The following is a 19,374-nucleotide window of genomic DNA, read 5'->3' as shown; positions in this document are numbered from 1 at the left end:
AAATTAGAACTTAGACTTAAACTCTTCTATAACTTTATAAAGACCGTCCATATCTTCTATATCTTTTTTCTCTCTGATATTATCAAGTACACTAGGCTTATCAGCTTTAATATACTGTAATAATCTCCATTCAAACTCATGAACTCTGTCAACTTCAATATTATCCAAAAAACCTTTTGTAGCAGCGAATATAACAACAACCTGCTCTTCAAAAGGTATAGGGCTGTATTGTTTCTGCTTTAATAATTCAACCATTTTAGCACCTCTGTCTAACTGTGCCAAAGTAGCCTTATCAAGCCCAATACCAAGCTGAGAGAAAGCCTCCAAAGATCTGTAAGAAGCAAGGTCAAGTCTTAAAGTACCAGCAACTTTTTTCATAGCCTTAGTCTGAGCATTACCGCCTACACGAGAAACAGATATACCAACATCTATAGCAGGACGTACACCGCTCATAAATAAGCTAGTAAGCAAATATATCTGCCCATCAGTAATAGAAATAACGTTAGTAGGAATATAAGCTGATACCTCATTATCCTGAGTTTCTATGATAGGAAGTGCTGTTAAAGAACCTCCTCCTAATTCATCGCTAAGTTTAGCTGCTCTTTCAAGAAGTCTTGAATGCAAATAGAAAACGTCCCCTGGGAAAGCCTCTCTTCCTGGAGGTCTTCTAAGAAGTAATGATATCTGTCTGTAAGCATTAGCCTGTTTAGTTAAGTCATCATATATTATTAAAGTATCTTTTTTCTGTTCATACATAAAGTATTCAGCCATAGCACAGCCTGCATAAGGAGCTATATAAAGAAGCGGAGCAGAATCAGCTGCAGTAGCCGCAACTACTATAGTATAGTCTAATGCCCCATGCTGTCTTAATGTATCAACAACACCAGCAACAGTAGAAGCCTTTTGTCCTATAGCTACATATACACATATTACTCCAGTGCCTTTTTGATTGATTATAGCATCAAGAGCAATAGAAGTTTTACCAGTACCTCTGTCGCCGATAATAAGCTGTCTTTGACCTCTTCCAACTGGAGTCATAGAGTCAATAGCTTTAATACCAGTTTGAAGCGGCTGTTTTACCGCCTGCCTGTCAGCAATACCTGGAGCTGGAAATTCTATTACTCTTCTTTTATCAGTAGTAATTTCGCCATGCCCGTCTATAGGTACACCCAAAGGATTAACAACTCTTCCTAAAAGAGCCTCCCCTACTGGAACTTCTAATATTCTTTTAAGTCTGCTGACTTTACTTCCCTCTTTAATACCGTAATAATCGCCCAAAACTATAGCACCAATAGTTTCCTCTTCCAAGTTAAAAGCAAGTCCTACCGCACCGCTTTCAAAAAGTATCATCTCATTAGCCATAACATACGGAAGTCCAATTACTCTTGCAATACCGTCTCCTACCTCTACAACTACCCCTACTTCATTCGGAGTAAAATCAGCTTTATAATTCTTAATCTCTTCTTTAAGAACTGCTGCAATTTCACTAGCTTTTATATTCATAATCAATTCCCCAAATGTAAAATATAATCAATTATCATCAGAAATAGAAGTTTTTAATCCTGTAAGTACTCTTCTTATACTGTAATCATAAACAATATCTTCTATCTCTATTACAATACCGCCTATAATATTTTCATCTGTATGAAATATAAAATGAACATCTCTGTCCTTAATCATATTTCTAATACATTTTTTTAATTTTTCTATATCATCTATATTATTTATATCAGATGCTGTTATAATTCTAGCCACTGCTATATTATAATATTCATTACATAAGTTTTCATACTCTACTATTATAGCAAATAAAGTATGAATCAAATCTCTTTCTATTAATATAGCAATAAGATTAAAAGTCTCTTCTGATATTTTACCTGCATATACCTTTTTTAAAATACTCATTCTCAAATTGCCGTCTATAAAACTAGATTTGAAAAAATCATATGTATCTTTATCAACAAGCAAAGAGGAATAAACAATATCCAAATCACTTTTAATCACTTCTATTTTTCCAGCATCAGAGGCTACATCAAACATTGCCTTAGCATAATTTTTAGCACTGGATTCATTTTTTGTTATACGCGTGAATCTGCTAACTTTTTCTTTTGTGCTTTCTTTCAGCACCTCTTTTTTTAAGTCTTTTAAAATGCTGTCAGCAATGGACTCCATAAGCATAATCTCCTACAATATTTAAGATTAATTAATTACCGCGTGTAAATTTACTTTGCAATAAATCTATCTGATTTTTTATACTATAATCATAAACTGTAGAACCAATATATACTATTATACCGCCTATAATACTCTCATCAATTTCTGTTTCATAAGATATTTCATTACTGGAAAAACATTTCACTGTCTGAATAATATCTTCTACTGTTTTATCATCAATAGAAGAAGCTGTAATAATACGCACTCTCACTATATTATTATAATCATCTGCTATATTTTTATATAAATTCACTATATCAGGCAGTACATCTATACTGTCATGTTCTGCCAATATAGAAACAAAAGCATAAGTTTCTTTAGAAAGCAAAGGTTTTAATCTTCTATCTATTAATTCTTTTTTGTCTTTTTTAGAAATAAATTTATCAAAAAAATAATTCTTTATATCAATATCCTGAAATAATTTAGAACATTCTGTAAGTTCATTATATATTTCTCTTATCATTCCAAGCTCTCTAGCTATGTCAAATATGGCATTAGCTGTAGGCTTTAGTATTTCCAATTTTTCACTTTCTCTCATATATCACTTCCTAAACACTTACGCTTTTTATAAGTTTATTATTTATTGTTTTCTTTTCCTGCATTATTAATAAACTCATTAATTATAGCCTGATTATCTTCTTTATTTATATTTCTTTTAAGAATAGTTTCTGCCATAACAACAGCAATATCAAGTGCCTGTTTTTTCACACTATTCATAGCCTCTTCTTTAGACCTGTCTATTTCAGACATAATTTTGTTTTTATTAACTTCTGCTTCTTCTCTAGCATTATTAATAATTTTATCTCTAATTCTATTAGCTTCAACCCTTGCATTTTCTATAATAGCACTGGCTTCAGCTTTAGCATTATCAATCTGCTCTCTGTATGCTGCCAAAGATTTTTTAGCATTTTCTCTAGTTTTTTCTGCTTCTTCCAAATCTTCCTGTATTTTATCAGCACGTGCATTCAAGCCTTTCAAAATTATTTTCCAAGTAGAAGCACCTAATATAGCAAGAACTAGTAAAAATGTGATCCAAGTCCAAATAATAATACCTGGATCTATTTTTAAAAGTGCCATACATATACCTCCAAATATTTTTTTTAATTATTTTGTAAATAATGCAAGAATACAAATAACTAAAGCAAATAAACCTACCCCTTCTATTAATGCTGCTGCTATAAGCATAACAGCTTGTATCTTTCCAGAAACTTCAGGCTGTCTGGCAACACCTTCAACTGCTCTAGAACCTATAAAACCTATTCCTATTCCAACTCCTATGGCTGCAAGACCTGCTCCAATTGCTGCTCCTAATATAGAAAGTTCCATTTTTTTTATTCTCCTTTTATTATAAGATTATAATTATTTAAATTATTTATTTTTTTAATGCTCATCACTAATAGCAATTCCAATATAAACTGCTGATAATAATGAGAATATATAAGCTTGTAAAACCGCTACAAACATCTCAAGTACATATATAAATGCCAAAAACAACACTGCAAAAGGCGAAACAAGTAAAGTTCCAGACATAATAATTAAGTACGGTATTACTATCATCATTATGTGTCCGCCTGTAATGTTTGCAAAAAGACGTATAGCAAGAGCAAAAGCCCTGTTAAATAATGTAATAAACTCTAATACCCATATTATAGGTATTAGCGGTATAGGAAGACCTTTAGGCACTAAAGATGTCCAATACCTTATAATACCTTTCTTTCTTATACCCGCAAAAATATAAACTATAAACACAATTACAGCTATAGAAGCCGTAAAACCTATATTTGCACCAAGTCCGCCTGCTATATATGAATGACCTCCATTTTCTGTAGGAAACTTCACAGATGCTGGTATAAGCCCCAATATATTTGAAAATAGTACAAATAAAAACACAGTCAGACAAAAAGGCACATATTTTTTTCCTTCCTCACCTAATGCAGCACCTATTACATCTTTATTCATATAGTCAATTAAGCCTTCTAATATGCTTTGTAAGTAGGTGGGTCTTTTGAAAGGTCTTTTTAACTTATGGGCTAAATATTTCATACTAAGTACAGATAAAATACCTGCCAAAGTTATCAATATAATATGTTTAGTTATTTTGAAATCGAAATTAATATAATGACCTAATCTTATAGGAATAGTGTAAAACGGATCAGATGTGTTATCTGTTATCTCCTCCATTATATAATCATTAATACTTTCAGCCCCATATACTATATCAGATGTAAATATAGCTGCTGCAATAAATGTTAATACAAAAATTTTCCTTAAAAAAATCACTTCTTTAATCATAATAAACAATTACTACCCTTAGCTTAAGAAAATTTCTTTGATTCAATTAAAAATAAAAATAATTTCGAATAATTGTATAACTATTAAATAAAAAATCAACCATTATTATTTATTTTTATTTTTTTAACCAAAATAAAAATCAAAATTTATCTATAGCCTCAGTTTCACTAGTAAATATTGGAAAAAAACTTGTTATTTTTGTAAGCTCAAATACCTTTTTTACAGGTTCTGTAACTTTTACAAAACATATTTTACCATTTACCTTCTTAAAAGTACCAAGTGCTGAAATAAATACTCCTATTCCGCTGCTGTCTATATAATAAACATCTTCCATATCTATTATTATTTTCTTGGCACCAAGCTCTATTTGGGAAAAAATAACATCTTTTAAATCTGATGAAGTATATACATCTATATCCCCATCTAATTTTAGTACAGCTGTATTATTTTCAAGTTCTTTAACAGAAACTTCCATAAAAAACTCCATTTAATTCTCTTAAACTTCTTATATGTTAATATTAACCTAAATAATATTTTTTACAATAGTTAATTCAAAATATTTTTAATATGTATAAAATGTATAATTATTCGTACGTATAAATAGTATGATATTAATTTATATAAAAATTTTGTAAAATTTATCATACAATATCTATTGACAATAAAAAATAATTGTAATAATATTGATTCTAAAATAAAAATGACACTAGTATCGTTTTTATTTTTTCATACCTAAATAATAAAAAATAAGAGGTGAACGCCAAAATAATACAATGCCTAAAGTTAATGAAGAATATTTTGAGAACAAGAGAAAGATAATACTTGAAGCAGCTATGAAAATTTTTCTAAAAAAGCCTGCCTATAGTGTTACAATGAAGGATATTATTAAAGAAGCAGAGTTAAGTCAAGGAGGGGTTTATAAATATTATTCAAATATAGATGATATTATTATTTCGCTTTTAAATAGCAAAAAAACTAATATAAATCCTAAAGATATCATAGAAAAATATAATGATGAACCTGAAAAAGTTATATTTGAATTATTTGAATACTTTAAAAAGTTTTTTTTCATTACGGCAAGCGAATTTGGTAAAATAATGTTTGAACTTCAGCCAATATTTTTTAATGATAAAAAAAGGTTTGAAAAACTTAAAAAAAGCATAAATAAAGATGTTAATTTGTATTTTTGGCTTACTGAATTATTTTTATTCATAGATAAGAAGATAGAAGAGAAATATTTTGTACCAATAGCTGAACATAATGATATTTATATGCAGATAATAGTAACTATAGCAGGTATAGGAACTGAATTAATATTAACTAAATATTATGATCTTGACAGAAAATTATATTATTATAAGGACAATATGGAACAAAATAGAAATTTAGATATTAATTTGAACAATTTAATTGATAATTTGTGTAAAACTGTATTATATTTACTTGGAAGCAAATACAGTTTTGAGAATTTAAAAAAAACAGAAGAGTAACTTACGTATATTTAGATAAGGAGTGCTAATGAAAATTAAGATAGAACTTACAATATTTTTATTAATGTTTTTTACTGTGAATATTTTATATTCTCAGACCAATACATTAACTTATGCAGCATATATGGAAACTATAAGGGATCAGATTCCAGAGCTGAAAATAAATGCTGTTACTGAAACTAATGCTGAAATGAATCTTCTTAGTGCCAAAAGTTCAGGCGATGTTAATTTATCTGCTCAGCTTGGTGCTGTAGGAAAATACGGAAGTTTGTCAAGCGGAAGCACTACTTCAACATCAGCAGGTCCTACAGTAGAAGCTGCAGGTATACAGGCTGGAATTGGTGTAGGATCATTAATACCATACAGCGGAACTACTTGGTCTGTTAATTTAACTCATAGTTCTTTTTTAGGCGGAAAATTATACCCAGATGGTGTTAATTCTGTAGATTTTAATAATTATCTGCCTTCTCTCACAATAGAAGTTACTCAGCCTCTTTTGAGAAATTTTTTCGGTAAATTAGACAGATACCCAATTAAAGATGCTGAATATGCTCTTGCCATAGCGAAACTTCAAAGAAAATTAGATGATGCAAGTGTTATAGTTTCATATCAGAAAATTTATTATCAATGGATAATGTATGAAAAACTTCTTGCATACTATAGAAGCATGTATATCACAGCAAGAAGATTTGAAAATCAGATGAGAGACAGATATAATAACGGACTTATAGATAATGACTCATATCAGAATGCAAGAACTCAAACTATGGTATACAGTGATTATTATGCTCAGAATCAGGTTTATTTAGAAAGTCTTTTAGCAACAGTGAGTTTCTTTATGCCTGTAACTAATATAAAACCAGATCATACCACTTGGGACGCTTATTTAGACTTGGGAAGCAACATGCAGATGGAAAAAGTACCTTTTGCAGACAGTATAAACGGACAAATTGCATATCAGTCAAAGATAAGAGCAGAATATACACTTGAAGCTATGAAAAACGGAACTTTGCCTAATTTAGATTTGGTAGGAAGTGTAAATTTAAATGGACTTAGCCCAAACAGCGACGGATATTTTAAGTCTTTTGGGAGTATGACAAATGTTGACTTCTTTGCAGGAGTTCAATTCTCATACCCTATAGGAAACAGAGCAAATAAAGCTCAGTATCAAATGGCTGAAAACTCATTATACGGAATTATAGCTCAGTACGATCAATTAGAAAAAGATTATAATACACAGCTGCAGACATATATTTCAAGATTTAATGCTTATAAAAATTTAATAGCAAGTAAGCAAATGCAGATAAGGGCTATTAATTCAAGAATAGCAACTCAGCTTCAAAAATTAGATCAGGGACGTTTGGAAATTGATGATTTGCTTACATCAAGATTGGACTTAGTCGCTACGCAGACGGAACTTTTAAATCTTCAGTATGAGTTTATAACTACTATATTTGATTACAGGGCACTGCTTGCAATTGATTATGAATAAAATATTTTTTATTAGACATTTGATAAGGATTTAGAGGGATATATATAAAAATCATTCGGGGGTTAATTTTGATTAACCTCAAAATGATTAAGTCTTTAAATTTTTAGTTAACATAAATAAAACAGAAATAGGAGATGCAGATATATTATGGAAAAAATTATTGTATACTTTGCAAAACATACTATGCTTGTAAATGTAATCGTACTTGCGGTATTATTTGTAGGCGGATATTATTACTTTAACCTAAATAGAGAAGCTTTTCCTTCCACAGATTTGGATATGATGCTTATAGCAGTAACATATCCGGGAGCTTCGATTTTGGACGTGGAACAGAATGCAGTTATACCTATAGAAGAACAGCTGCAGGGAATATCAGGTATAGATAAGTATGAAACTACGATTATTGAAAACTTAGGTATTATATTGGTAGAGTTAGATCAATCTTTACCTAATAGGCAGCCTGTAAAAGACGAAATATTTAGAGAGATGCAAAACGTTCCCGATTTGTCTACAGATGTTGAAGAGGTTACAACTTATGACTTGAACCCTAATAAAATGTCCATATATACTTTAGGAGTGCATTTTAAAGAGGGTATGGAAGGAAATGAAAGAGAATTATTTGACATAAGCCAAAGACTTGAAGACGATATCATAAGACTTCCTGGTGTTGCAGAAGTGAGAGTAGAGGGAAGAACAGATCCTGAAATACAAATATATGTGGATCCTCTAAAGATGCAGAGCAATTACATAGCTTTATCCGATGTAGTTAATGCTCTTGCAGTTAGAAATGTAAGAGCTACTGGAGGAGATATGGAAGAAGAAAATAGGGAAAAGTCAGTTGTAACTTATGGAGAATTCCAAAATCCTATGGAAGCTGAAAGTACAGTAATAAGATCTACTTTCAATGGACAGAGAGTGCTTGTTAAAGATATAGGCAGAGTAAATGAAGGATTTGAGGAAAAAACCACACATATGAGAGTAAATAAGGCTCCGGGATACTCTTTGGATATAGTAAAAAATGAGAATGCAGATATTATAAAAACTATAGCCGAAGTTAATAAATACTTGGAAGAAAACGCAGCTATTATACCAGAAAATGTTCAGGTATCTGTTATGGGAGACAATTCAAGAACCATTAACTCTCTTATAGCAATAGTGTCTTCCAACCTCATACAAGGATTTTTAATAATATTTATCTGTTTGATAATATTTTTGGATTTCAAATCTGCTATGTTTACAAGTTTAGGTATGATATTTACCATGTTTGCATGTTTCATATTTATGAAAGCAACAAACATCACTTTCAACACTATGTCTCTTGCAGCAGTAATCACCGTACTTGGCATGATAGTAGATAACTCTATAGTTGTATCTGAAAATATATTCAACTTCAAACAGGCTGGATATAAAGGGCTTGAAGCTACGAGACTTGCCGTAAGCGATGTAGTAATGCCGATGGTGGCTTCTACTTTAACCACAGTTGCTGCTTTCTTTCCTCTTCTTACTATAAGCGGAATGATGGGAAAAATCATTAACTTATTTCCTAAAATAGTAATATTTACGTTAATTGTGAGTTTGTTTCAGGCTATACTTATTCTTCCAAATCAATTGCAGGATAAAGAGGATAAATATAAAAATTATAAGCCTAAGAAGAAAAGCAAGTGGAAAAATCCTCTTGACTTCGATAAGGATAAATTATTCGACAAGATGAAAGTGCCTTATGGATTTTTCTTGGAAAAATGTTTGAAAGTAAGATATATTGTAATATTGTTTTTTATACTTATGCTCATAGGTTCTTTCTTCTTGGCTCAGAACAGTTTTAAAAACTTCGTTCTTATATACGATACCAGTGCAGACACTATAGTTATCAATATAGAAACTGAAATAGGAAGTACAAAAGAATATACTACCGAGCAGATAGCTAGAATAGAAGACGTTGTTGCAAGCGTTGTTAAGCCAGAAGAGCTGATAGCGTTGTATACTCTTGTAGGTTCTCAGGTAGATCAGGAAATGGTATCTGAAGAGAAAGGTAATTTGGCTGGTATAATGGTTTATTTAGTGCCTGCAGCTGAAAGAGATAGAACAGCTGACGAACTTGTAAATTTGATAAATCAGGAGATGGATAAAACTGATATAAGAGATACTGTTCCTGTATTTACTATGAACACTAAAGGTACTGTTGACCCAGGTGATCCAGTTGACATTAAGGTTATAGGCAACGATACTGATTTAGCAAGGCAGGCGGTTGAAGAAATAAAAACGTTTTTAGCAACTGTACCCGGAGTTATCAATATAGATGACGATGATAAACCTGGTAAGGATGAGCTTAGAATAATGCTTGATTATGATAAGATAGCGGAACTTGGTATAGACGTTGAAACTGTAGGTTATGAGGCTAGAACTGCATACTATGGAACGGAGGCTACTTACATACAGGAGCTTGAAAACAGACTGGACTTTAGAGTACAATTTGATGAAAAATATACTTATGATTCTCAATATTTAACTAATCTTCTTATTCCAAACTCTTCCAGAAGGCTTATATATTTGCATAATATAGCCGACTTGGAATTAACAAACGGGCTTTCCGCTTTAAGGCATTATAACGGACAAAGAAGCATAAGCGTAACTGCCGATTTAGTACCAGGACAAAATACTTCCAGAAATGTAATGCTTACAGTATCTGAACATTTCAAAGACTTCGGTACTAAATACAAAGGCTTGAGATTATACTTCGGCGGTGAGGCTGAGGAAACTATGGAGGCTTTGGGACAATTGATATTCAGTTTTGCTATGGCATTAATATTCGTATATGTAGTGCTTTTATTACAGTTAAATAGATTTATACAGCCTATAATGATACTTACTATTATTCCTTTTGGTATGATAGGAGTATTTTTAGGATTTGCTTTACATAGAATGCCTTTATCATTTATGGGTGTTGTAGGAATAATCGGTTTGGCTGGTGTAGTAGTAAATAATGGTATTATATTGGTAGATGTAATCAACAACATAATAGAAATGGGAGTTAAAGGTGATCCTAAAAAAGGTGTAACCCAAGCTATAGTGGACGGATGTAAGCAGCGTTTACGTCCTGTATTTTTAACTACGGTTACTACTGTTGTGGGACTTTTGCCTACTGCTTATGGTATAGGAGGAAGAGCGGATATAATTATTCCTATATGTATGGCTTTGGCTTATGGTTTGCTTTTTGCCACATTATTAACATTAGTATTACTTCCATGTATGTTCCTAACTATGTTTGACTTAAGATTAATCAAACTTCCTAAAGACAGTCCTTCAGAGGAGATTACTACTACTATAACAACAACTGCAAATTAATCTAAATTACTATAATGCATTAATAAAATCCCTGATATTTTTGATAAATGTCAGGGATTATATTTTTTATATAAAGTTTAATGATTATTTATTTATAATAGTTGACAATTTTGCTATTTATAAATATTATTATTAATAAAAATTTAATACACTGAAGCTGATTAAATGAAGGAGCTCAATAAAATTATGGCTAAGACTATTAAATGCAAATCTTGTAAAACTGTGAATGATAAATATGCCAAACAATGCCGTTCATGCGGAACTTTACTTTATCCTGAAATATCATATAAAAATGCAACAATAGTTACTATTGCATTAGACATATTTTTTACTTTTGTATATCTTTTTGGAATATATCTCTTTGTTGTTAATGCCAATAACAATGAAATACCTAAATATATTACTATACTTCCAGCACCAAATACATTACCATATTTTATAATAATACTATTATTTTTAGTATTTGCTGTTACTAAAATACTTTATATATTAAATGTATTTGTATTAAAAAAAGATATCATATTTACTATCAGACGTTTTAGTATGTTTATTGAAGCTGTTATAATGTTTCCTATTCAAACGATACTAGCATTATATTTTTATGAACCTGCTACTAATCAGGATAAAATAATAAAAAAAATGGATTAGACTTATGTCTTTAAATATCTTAAAAAGTATAAAAAGTTCTTATAAATTTATTAATGAAAATAAAAACTCTTCTATTGCTTTAATACCCACTATGGGAGCTTTGCATGAAGGTCATGTTTCATTAATAAAAAAAGCAAAAAAAGAATGTGATGCAGTAATAGTAAGTATATTTATTAATCCGCTTCAGTTTACAAAAGTAGAAGATATAGAAAAATATCCAGAAGATGTAAATAAAGATAAACAAATTTTAGAAGAATTAGAAATTGATGCACTATTTTTACCATCAGTAGAAGAAATGATACCTGATAATTATAGCACATATATAAATATGGATAATATAGCTTCAATAAAAAGACCGCTATATTATAAAGGGGCTGTTACAATAACGGCTAAACTTTTTAATATATTCTCCCCTACACATGTTTATTTTATGGAGCATGATTATCAAAAAATATTTTTAATAAAAAAGATGATAAAAGATTTCGGATATAATATATCAGTAAAAACTATACCTATAGTAAGAGATGAAAACATGCTCGCTTTAAGCAGTTTAAATAGTCTATTAAGTGAAAGAGAAAAAGAAGAAGCATCAGTAATATACAAATTATTAAAAGAAGCAAGAGAAGAGTTTAAAAAAGCAAGTACAAAATCATCTTACTTAATGGATATAATAAAAAATAATCTCCGCTCTCATAAAATGTTAAAATTAGAACATATTGATATTGTTGATAAAGATACTTTAACTAGTGTAGAAACTGCCTCAAAAAACTCTATTATATTAATATCCTGCTACTGCGGATCTACTAGATTATTAGATAATATGCCTTTGAAATAATATTATATAGTTTTGTATTTTTACATCTATAATAATTACTAGAGAACAAAAAGTAGAAAATAAATACAAAATACCAACTGACAATTCAAAAAAATATTATATTATATTTTTCTGCTTCCGAATAATAAAAAAGATTATTAAAAAATTATTACTATAAAATAATTATGAGGTGTATATTTATGTTTAAAATTATTATTCAGAGAGAAAAAGAATATCAAAATGTTTCTAAACCTAAGTCCGATAAAAAACCTGAAGGCTCTACCGTTGGAATTTTGTATATATTAGATGAAAAATGCAATAATATTTTCAACTGTTTTACTTTAGAAAATATAGGTCCTTCTACCGATGAAAAAGAAAAAGATAAAAGAATTATTGCTAGAAATTATAAATTAGAATGGACTGTTACATCGCTTAAAAATGTTGTACCAAAAGAATATAATAATAAAGCACTTCTTATCACATGCGATGATGTACTTCCTTCTTTTAGAGATAGAAGAATATTAATACATGTAGGAAATTATCCTCAAGATACTTTAGGGTGCATACTTCTCGGGGCTGTCAATAATGATAATGGAAGAATAGAACAGAGTATTAAGGCAGTAACAGAATTTTATAATATAATAAATAAATATGGAGCAGAAAATTTTGTTATGGCTATAAATGAAATAAAATAATAACTTTATAAAAAACAAATAAATATTTATATTGTTTTTTATAAAGAGTAAGTTATTTTAAAATTAGTAAAAAATAAAACTACTTATATTTTAAGTAAAAAATATAAGTAGTTTTAAAGCAAGTATATTATAAAAAGCATTTATTGCTATTAATAAAAAGCTGGGATTCCCAGCTTTTTATTAAATATTTATACATTATTAAACATTCTTACCTAGCCCCTTTATCGTAAGGAACTCCTGATGCTTTTGGTGCCTGTGAATTTTTAGAAGTAAATGCAAGCACTATTATAGTTGTTATATAAGGTATCATTTTATATATATTATTCGATATAGGAAGATTTGCAAGTATAGGTATTCCAGAGTAAGCAGAAGCCAAAGTTTTCATAAGTCCAAAGAAAAATGCCGCATATAATATCTTCATAGGTTTCCATTGTCCGAATATTAATACTGCCAAAGCCAAGAAACCATATCCTGCTACAGTGGCATTAAAGTTGGTAGAAGTAGGTATAACGAATACTAATCCTCCTAAACCGCCTAAAGCTCCTGATATAGCAACACCTATATAACGCATTTTATAGACATTAATACCCACAGAATCCGCTGCCTGAGGATGCTCTCCGCAGCTTCTTAGTCTAAGACCAAATCTTGTTTTATAAAGCAAAAACCAAGATAATGCCAATATTATAAAACCTATATAAGTTGTTATGTATGTATTTTTAAAAAATAATCCGCCTATTATAGGAATGCTTCCAAGTATAGGTACAGACTCTATTCTAAAATTATTAACAAAACTTATTTGCTGAACTGTTTGAATAGCTCTTGTTACATATATAGCAAAAGCAGGAGCAAATATATTTAAAGCAGTACCGCTTATAACTTGGTCGGCACTCATACTAATAGCAGCATATGCATGAAGAAGAGAAAATATTACACCAGCTAAAGCAGATATAATCATAGCAATAAATAATGTAACAGTAGGCGGGAAGTTTGCACCTAATCTGCTTATAAAAAATATACCCGCAAAAGCTCCTATTATCATTATACCTTCAAGAGCAATATTAACAACACCGCTTCTCTCAGAAAACATTCCCCCCAAAGCTACAAGTAAAAGCGGAATAGAAAAAAACATTGTCTGCTGAACTAAAAAATAAATTGTATCCATTGAAAATCTCCTTTTTATATAAAGCAGCTTTAAATATTTACTCATTAGCATTTTTCTCTTTTTTATTTAGCTTTTTAGATATAAACCCAACAATGGATTTAAAAAGCAAAGCAAAAGCACTAAAATATATAATAGAAGCAATAATCATCTCTATAATCTCTGGGGTAAAATTATATATCTGCATATAAAATCCTCCCACAGTAATATGAGCAATAAAAAGCCCCGCTATTAATATACCTATAGGGTGAGAAAGTCCAAGCAAAGCAATAGGTATACCCATAAATCCTTCTTCAGCAAGTACATCAACAACCTCTATATGCTTACCTACACCAGAAAGATATAAAAGTCCGCCTCCTAGTCCTGCCAAAGCACCAGCTATAACCATAGAAAGAATTATATTTCTTTTTTCGTTAATACCAGCATATTTGCTGGCATCTTTATTAAATCCGCATGCTTTAAGCTCAAAACCGAATGTAGTTTTTGAAAGTATTATATATACTATTATTACTACTATCACAGCAATGAAAAAACCTCCATTGGCACTTGAACCTTTAAATATCACATTAAGCCCCATAGTAGGCATAGTAGCAGAAGGAGGAATATTCTGAGACTGATTTTTAAGCATATCATAAACTGTAAGTGTAACAAGGTAATTAACCAAATACATACCAATATAATTCATCATAATGCTTGAAATAACTTCATTAACATTAAAATGAGCTTTCAAAAAACCAGGTAAATAAGCCCAAAGACCTCCAGCTATAAAAGAAACAAGCAAAGCAATAATCCAATGCAAAGCAGGAGGAATAAATGTACATTTAATAGCAACAAGTACCGCAGCATAAGCACCTACAATAAATTGACCTGGGGCTCCTATATTAAATAATCCATTTTTAAAAGCAAATCCTACAGAAAGCCCTGTAAGTATTAAAGGCGTAGCAGTGTATATAACCTGCCCCATTCCTCTGCTTCCTCCAGAAAAACCGCCTGAAAGTATTGTCATAAAAGCTGGAAAAGCATCATAAACATTACTTACTAAAAGTATTATAAGTCCCAGAAGCAAGCCTATAATAATAGCAAGAAAAGAAGAAAATATATTAATAAATCCTTCTTTCTCCAAAATACTAGCCAATTTGTTTTTGAAATCCATTAAGTACTCCTTTTATAACAATACATTATTAATATTTATGAAACTTGTTCGTTAATAAACTTCTGCCATTCTAACGAATGTCAGGAACTCACAAGTTTTTATTTTATTATTGTTATGCTCGCCTTCGCCTTAAAAAGACAGCGAATAAACTCACTAGCTGGCTTCGGCTCGCTTTTTTAGTGTAATATATGTCCTATACATTTTATTATATATTTTTTATTTCTTTTTTCATCTATAAAAAACTTGCTCACTTTAAGCATCTGTCAAGTAAACTTGCCGGATGTTCACAAGTTTTTTATTTCTTTTTTCATCTATAAAAAACTTCACAAGTTTTTTATTTCTTTTTTCATCTATAAAAAACTTGCTCACTTTAAGCATCTGTCAAGTAAACTTGCCAGATGTTCACAAGTTTTTTATTTCTTCTATACTCAAGCCTGTTAATTCGCTAATAAGATTAATATCCATATTTTTATTTTTCATATTGATAGCCAATGAATATTTTTCCTTTTCTATACCTTTTTCTATACCCTCTTTTATACCTTCCTCTCTTTCTCTTTTAAGCATTATAGTCTGTCCGTATAAAAAAGCATCTCTGGCATTATAAACTTCCATCTCTTCTTTACTTGATATAAATCTCTCATATTTATCTATTACTTTAGGCATAATACTATTAACCTCCTTCAATTTATCTTTTACTTCTTCCAAATCTTTTACAGTAAAAAACTCTATCCAAGATAATATTTTATTTTTCTTAATATCATCTGTATTTGAATTATATAATATTTTTATGAATCTTGGTATTTCTATGATATGCATTTGAATAATATCCAATGACACATTATGATTTTGAGTATCTATAAACTTAAAACATCTATGAGCTTTACCTTCATCATAAAAATCCATATTAAAATTTACAAAATTAATGCTTATAACCTGACTAATAATATCATAAGATTCATTCTCATTAAGTTCGCTTACTATATTTTTTGCTATATAATAATATATTCTCTTTACAAAATCTATATTTCCAGAAAGCTGTATCTCTATAATAATTTTTTTATTATCTTTAGTAATTGCCTTAACATCTAAAACAGACTCTTTAAGATTAATATTTTCAGGCAGATTATGAGGATTGATTATTTCTAAATTATAAACTTCTTCAAAACCTGAATCTCTAAGTACACAATTAACTATATTTTCGAGTATATCTTCATTACCCACAGAGCCTAAAAGATAACGCACGAAATAATCATTCATTCTATTTATGTTTCTCATAAACAATAAACCCAAAATAATATACAAATAAATGTCATTAAAATATTAAGCACTCCTCTTAGAGCCTGCCATATAAAGACCAAGTTCATTAATAGTTAAATCCTTGTTAAGAACATTAGCTACTATTTCACCCTCATATATAACTAATATCCTATCGCTTAAATTCATTACCTCATCAAGCTCTAATGAAACAAGTAAAACAGCCTTTCCATTATCTCTCTGAGAAATTAATTCTTTATGTATGTACTCTATAGCACCAACATCAAGCCCCCTCGTAGGCTGAACTGCTATAAGTAAATCTGGATTTCTGTCTATCTCTCTTGCTATAATTACCTTCTGCTGATTTCCTCCAGACATGCTTCTTGCTATAGTTTTAGAGCCTTCTGCACTTCTTATATCAAACCTTTTTATTAATTCATCAGCATAGTTATCTATTTCTTTAAACTTTAAAAATCCGTTTTTTTGAAATCTATCTGTAAAATATGTCTGAAGTATAGTATTTTCTGAAAGAGTATAATCAAGAACAAGTCCATGTTTATGCCTGTCCTCTGGAATATGCCCTATGCCGCTTAATGTTTTTTTTCTTATAGATAAATTAGTAATGTCTTTACCATTTAATGTAATAGTTCCGCTTGACATCTCCATAAGACCAGTAAGAGCATATATAAGCTCGCTTTGTCCGTTTCCGTCAATACCTGCAATGCATACTATTTCACCAGCATGCACATCAAAAGAAACATTTTTTACTATATTTTTTTCGCTTTTATTATGATGAGATTTAACATTTAAATTTTTTACAGAAAGTATTATATCTTTAGGCTTAGCTTCAGTTTTTTCTACTACTAAAGAAACCTTTCGTCCCACCATCATTTCTGACATCTCTTCTTTAGTAGTGCTTTTTACATCAATAGTTCCTATATATTTACCCTTACGAAGAACAGAACATCTATCAGCAACCTCTTTAATTTCGTTTAATTTATGAGTAATAAATAATATAGATTTACCTTCTTTTACCAATGACTTCATTATCTTCATAAGTTCTTCAATTTCATTTGGAGTAAGTACAGCAGTAGGCTCATCAAAAATAAGTATATTATTATTTCTATAAAGCATTTTTAATATTTCCACTCTCTGCTGCATACCTACAGTTAAATCACTTATAAGAGAGTCTGGATAAATCTCAAGTCCGTAAGTTTTGCTCAATTCCATTACTTTTTTTCTAGCGTCATCAACCTGAAGTATTCCATGCTTTACAGTTTCAACACCAAGCATAATGTTTTCCAAAGCAGTAAAATTATGTACTAATTTGAAATGCTGATGCACCATACCAATACCTAATTCATTTGCAGTATTAGGATTATCAATATTTACCTCTTTTCCATTAACTTTAATAATGCCCTCTTCCTGCTTATAAAGTCCGAATAATACGCTCATTAAAGTAGATTTTCCAGCTCCGTTTTCTCCAAGCAAAGCATGTATTTCACCTCGTTTTAACTGTATAGTAATATTATCATTAGCTACTATTCCCTTAAAACGTTTTGTAATATTAAGCATTTCAACTACATATTCTGAATTTTCCATATTTTTTATACCTATCTTACTATTAACTATTAAAAAACCATAAAAGAGATACCAACAATATAAAATGTCAGTATCTCCTAAAATTAACTAATCTCAATTATTGTATAAAATTAACTTTTACTGTATCTAAAGGTAATTGATTAACCTCTTTAGCATCTTTATCAGTAAGAACTTTTATTTCTCCGCTTACCAATCTTTGATATATAGCATCATAATCAGCTTGTGTAAATTTTTTAAATCTTGAAGTTTTCATAGGAAGACCTATACCATTAACTTTAGCATCAAGTACAACAGATTTTCCGCCAGGGAATTTACCATTATAAAAATCATCTATAGCATTATATACAGATTCACCAAGCATTTTCATAGCAGAAGTAATAACTGTATCAGATTCAGCACTTTGATCTATATCAACACCTATAGCCAAAGCATTATTTTGTTCAGCAGCACTCATAACAGAGTTTCCAGCTCCTCCTGCAGGGGCAAATATTACCTGAACTCCGCTTTGATACCAAGAAGTAGCAAGAGTCTGATTTTCTGGAGTAGCGTTGAAGTTTCCTATATATGTATAATTAATTTTTACACTTCCAGAAGCTAAAGCCATTTCTTTAGCTGCATAATTAGCACCTTGTACAAATCCGTATCCGAATCTTATAACAGCAGGTACAGCCATACCAGCCATAACTCCCAAATTAGTATACCCTTCTTTTACTATAGAATATCCAGCTAAAAATCCAGCCTGCTCTTCAGCATAGAGTACAGAATAAACATTAGTCTCTATTCTAAAATCAGTATATGTTCCGTCCTGAGGAGTACCATCTAAAAGTACAAAAGCAACATTAGTGTGCGTATCCTGAGCTCTGTATACTGCAGGTTCAAATAAAAATCCTGGTGTTACAACCAATTTTGCACCTGCTGCTACTGCCAAATCTATAGCATCAACATAGGCGTCAGTAGTTTTTTGAGTAGGCTGATAATATTTATGAGATATTCCTTTTTCCTGAGCATACTGCGTCAAACCTTCCCAAGCCCCTTGGTTAAATGATCTGTCATCTATAGTACCAACATCTGTTATCAATGCTAGTTCATATCCTCCAGATTTTTTTCCGCCTCCGCATGAAATAGTTACTATAAAAACTGTAACTATGATTATTGAAGTGAGAAACTTTTTCATATTTCTGTCTCCTATTTTTTTATTATTTATTGCTCAATTTTTATT

Annotated in this window: 18 protein-coding genes; 6 read left to right on the top strand and 12 right to left on the bottom strand. The window is 30.2% G+C overall.

Annotated elements, in window-relative coordinates:
- Positions 1 to 3: 3 nt before the first annotated feature.
- From atpA to Q1X91_RS02080, 7 genes are all read right to left on the bottom strand, one after another.
- Positions 4 to 1,503 carry a F0F1 ATP synthase subunit alpha gene (gene atpA, locus Q1X91_RS02110; RefSeq protein WP_300752941.1) on the bottom strand — a complete coding sequence of 500 codons (1,500 nt, stop codon included), beginning with the start codon at positions 1,501 to 1,503 and terminating at the stop codon, positions 4 to 6.
- Positions 1,504 to 1,530: 27 nt separating this feature from the next.
- Positions 1,531 to 2,172 carry an ATP synthase F1 subunit delta gene (gene atpH, locus Q1X91_RS02105; RefSeq protein WP_300752938.1) on the bottom strand — a complete coding sequence of 214 codons (642 nt, stop codon included), beginning with the start codon at positions 2,170 to 2,172 and terminating at the stop codon, positions 1,531 to 1,533.
- 31 nt (positions 2,173 to 2,203) lie between these two features.
- Complete coding sequence (gene atpH, locus Q1X91_RS02100) at positions 2,204 to 2,752, bottom strand: ATP synthase F1 subunit delta (protein WP_300752932.1); 549 nt, start codon at positions 2,750 to 2,752, stop codon at positions 2,204 to 2,206.
- Between the two features lie 38 nt (positions 2,753 to 2,790).
- Positions 2,791 to 3,291 (bottom strand): F0F1 ATP synthase subunit B, encoded by a 501-nt coding sequence (gene atpF, locus Q1X91_RS02095; protein ID WP_020004475.1) that lies wholly within the window; start codon positions 3,289 to 3,291, stop codon positions 2,791 to 2,793.
- A gap of 27 nt (positions 3,292 to 3,318) precedes the next feature.
- On the bottom strand, positions 3,319 to 3,540 hold the full coding sequence (gene atpE / locus Q1X91_RS02090; protein WP_297298785.1) for an ATP synthase F0 subunit C: 222 nt from the start codon (positions 3,538 to 3,540) through the stop codon (positions 3,319 to 3,321).
- A 54-nt stretch (positions 3,541 to 3,594) separates the two neighbouring features.
- Positions 3,595 to 4,506 carry a F0F1 ATP synthase subunit A gene (gene atpB / locus Q1X91_RS02085; protein WP_300752929.1) on the bottom strand — a complete coding sequence of 304 codons (912 nt, stop codon included), beginning with the start codon at positions 4,504 to 4,506 and terminating at the stop codon, positions 3,595 to 3,597.
- Positions 4,507 to 4,645: 139 nt separating this feature from the next.
- Positions 4,646 to 4,981 carry an STAS domain-containing protein gene (locus Q1X91_RS02080; protein WP_300752927.1) on the bottom strand — a complete coding sequence of 112 codons (336 nt, stop codon included), beginning with the start codon at positions 4,979 to 4,981 and terminating at the stop codon, positions 4,646 to 4,648.
- A gap of 298 nt (positions 4,982 to 5,279) precedes the next feature.
- Here Q1X91_RS02080 and Q1X91_RS02075 point away from each other — a divergent pair, with 298 nt between their 5' ends.
- The 6 genes from Q1X91_RS02075 (at position 5,280) to Q1X91_RS02050 (ending at position 12,987) form a co-directional block, all read left to right on the top strand.
- Positions 5,280 to 5,996, top strand: a complete 717-nt coding sequence (locus Q1X91_RS02075; RefSeq protein WP_300752925.1) for a helix-turn-helix domain-containing protein — start codon at positions 5,280 to 5,282, stop codon at positions 5,994 to 5,996.
- Positions 5,997 to 6,024: 28 nt separating this feature from the next.
- Positions 6,025 to 7,488, top strand: a complete 1,464-nt coding sequence (locus Q1X91_RS02070; RefSeq protein ID WP_300752922.1) for a TolC family protein — start codon at positions 6,025 to 6,027, stop codon at positions 7,486 to 7,488.
- Between the two features lie 147 nt (positions 7,489 to 7,635).
- On the top strand, positions 7,636 to 10,830 hold the full coding sequence (locus Q1X91_RS02065) for an efflux RND transporter permease subunit (RefSeq protein ID WP_300752919.1): 3,195 nt from the start codon (positions 7,636 to 7,638) through the stop codon (positions 10,828 to 10,830).
- Between the two features lie 186 nt (positions 10,831 to 11,016).
- Entirely contained in the window at positions 11,017 to 11,478 is a 462-nt protein-coding gene (locus tag Q1X91_RS02060) for a hypothetical protein (protein ID WP_300752916.1), read from the top strand.
- 4 nt (positions 11,479 to 11,482) lie between these two features.
- A complete protein-coding gene (gene panC, locus Q1X91_RS02055; protein ID WP_300752914.1) occupies positions 11,483 to 12,313 on the top strand; it encodes a pantoate--beta-alanine ligase in 831 nt (276 codons plus the stop codon).
- A 179-nt stretch (positions 12,314 to 12,492) separates the two neighbouring features.
- A complete protein-coding gene (locus Q1X91_RS02050) occupies positions 12,493 to 12,987 on the top strand; it encodes a DUF5675 family protein (RefSeq protein WP_300752911.1) in 495 nt (164 codons plus the stop codon).
- Positions 12,988 to 13,195: 208 nt separating this feature from the next.
- Here the strand turns inward: Q1X91_RS02050 and Q1X91_RS02045 are convergent, their stop codons facing one another.
- The 5 genes from Q1X91_RS02045 to Q1X91_RS02025 all read right to left on the bottom strand — a co-directional run bounded on the left by Q1X91_RS02045 (position 13,196) and on the right by Q1X91_RS02025 (position 19,329).
- Positions 13,196 to 14,149, bottom strand: coding sequence for an ABC transporter permease (locus tag Q1X91_RS02045; RefSeq protein ID WP_300752909.1), 954 nt, complete (start codon positions 14,147 to 14,149; stop codon positions 13,196 to 13,198).
- A gap of 37 nt (positions 14,150 to 14,186) precedes the next feature.
- On the bottom strand, positions 14,187 to 15,299 hold the full coding sequence (locus Q1X91_RS02040; RefSeq protein ID WP_300752907.1) for an ABC transporter permease: 1,113 nt from the start codon (positions 15,297 to 15,299) through the stop codon (positions 14,187 to 14,189).
- Between the two features lie 402 nt (positions 15,300 to 15,701).
- On the bottom strand, positions 15,702 to 16,574 hold the full coding sequence (locus tag Q1X91_RS02035) for an Rpn family recombination-promoting nuclease/putative transposase (protein WP_300752905.1): 873 nt from the start codon (positions 16,572 to 16,574) through the stop codon (positions 15,702 to 15,704).
- Positions 16,575 to 16,619: 45 nt separating this feature from the next.
- Positions 16,620 to 18,155, bottom strand: a complete 1,536-nt coding sequence (locus tag Q1X91_RS02030) for an ABC transporter ATP-binding protein (RefSeq protein WP_300752902.1) — start codon at positions 18,153 to 18,155, stop codon at positions 16,620 to 16,622.
- A 97-nt stretch (positions 18,156 to 18,252) separates the two neighbouring features.
- Complete coding sequence (locus Q1X91_RS02025; RefSeq protein WP_300752900.1) at positions 18,253 to 19,329, bottom strand: BMP family ABC transporter substrate-binding protein; 1,077 nt, start codon at positions 19,327 to 19,329, stop codon at positions 18,253 to 18,255.
- Positions 19,330 to 19,374 lie beyond the last annotated feature (45 nt).

The sequence above is a fragment of the uncultured Brachyspira sp. genome, from assembly GCF_949287625.1.
Taxonomy (GTDB): domain Bacteria; phylum Spirochaetota; class Brachyspiria; order Brachyspirales; family Brachyspiraceae; genus Brachyspira.
Note: the sequence above shows the minus strand (reverse complement) of the source record. Positions and strands in the feature narration are given on the sequence as shown.

Excerpts from the sequence above, each read along its gene's own strand:
- Q1X91_RS02030 (WP_300752902.1), bottom strand. The coding sequence starts at position 18,155 with ATGGAAAATTCAGAATATGTAGTTGAAATGCTTAATATTACAAAACGT.
- atpA (WP_300752941.1), bottom strand. The coding sequence starts at position 1,503 with ATGAATATAAAAGCTAGTGAAATTGCAGCAGTTCTTAAAGAAGAGATT.
- atpH (WP_300752938.1), bottom strand. The coding sequence starts at position 2,172 with ATGGAGTCCATTGCTGACAGCATTTTAAAAGACTTAAAAAAAGAGGTG.
- Q1X91_RS02035 (WP_300752905.1), bottom strand. The coding sequence starts at position 16,574 with ATGAGAAACATAAATAGAATGAATGATTATTTCGTGCGTTATCTTTTA.
- atpE (WP_297298785.1), bottom strand. The coding sequence starts at position 3,540 with ATGGAACTTTCTATATTAGGAGCAGCAATTGGAGCAGGTCTTGCAGCC.
- Q1X91_RS02040 (WP_300752907.1), bottom strand. The coding sequence starts at position 15,299 with ATGGATTTCAAAAACAAATTGGCTAGTATTTTGGAGAAAGAAGGATTT.
- atpH (WP_300752932.1), bottom strand. The coding sequence starts at position 2,752 with ATGAGAGAAAGTGAAAAATTGGAAATACTAAAGCCTACAGCTAATGCC.
- Q1X91_RS02075 (WP_300752925.1), top strand. The coding sequence starts at position 5,280 with ATGCCTAAAGTTAATGAAGAATATTTTGAGAACAAGAGAAAGATAATA.
- Q1X91_RS02070 (WP_300752922.1), top strand. The coding sequence starts at position 6,025 with ATGAAAATTAAGATAGAACTTACAATATTTTTATTAATGTTTTTTACT.
- Q1X91_RS02025 (WP_300752900.1), bottom strand. The coding sequence starts at position 19,329 with ATGAAAAAGTTTCTCACTTCAATAATCATAGTTACAGTTTTTATAGTA.
- Q1X91_RS02065 (WP_300752919.1), top strand. The coding sequence starts at position 7,636 with ATGGAAAAAATTATTGTATACTTTGCAAAACATACTATGCTTGTAAAT.
- atpB (WP_300752929.1), bottom strand. The coding sequence starts at position 4,506 with ATGATTAAAGAAGTGATTTTTTTAAGGAAAATTTTTGTATTAACATTT.
- Q1X91_RS02080 (WP_300752927.1), bottom strand. The coding sequence starts at position 4,981 with ATGGAAGTTTCTGTTAAAGAACTTGAAAATAATACAGCTGTACTAAAA.
- Q1X91_RS02060 (WP_300752916.1), top strand. The coding sequence starts at position 11,017 with ATGGCTAAGACTATTAAATGCAAATCTTGTAAAACTGTGAATGATAAA.
- panC (WP_300752914.1), top strand. The coding sequence starts at position 11,483 with ATGTCTTTAAATATCTTAAAAAGTATAAAAAGTTCTTATAAATTTATT.
- Q1X91_RS02050 (WP_300752911.1), top strand. The coding sequence starts at position 12,493 with ATGTTTAAAATTATTATTCAGAGAGAAAAAGAATATCAAAATGTTTCT.
- atpF (WP_020004475.1), bottom strand. The coding sequence starts at position 3,291 with ATGGCACTTTTAAAAATAGATCCAGGTATTATTATTTGGACTTGGATC.
- Q1X91_RS02045 (WP_300752909.1), bottom strand. The coding sequence starts at position 14,149 with ATGGATACAATTTATTTTTTAGTTCAGCAGACAATGTTTTTTTCTATT.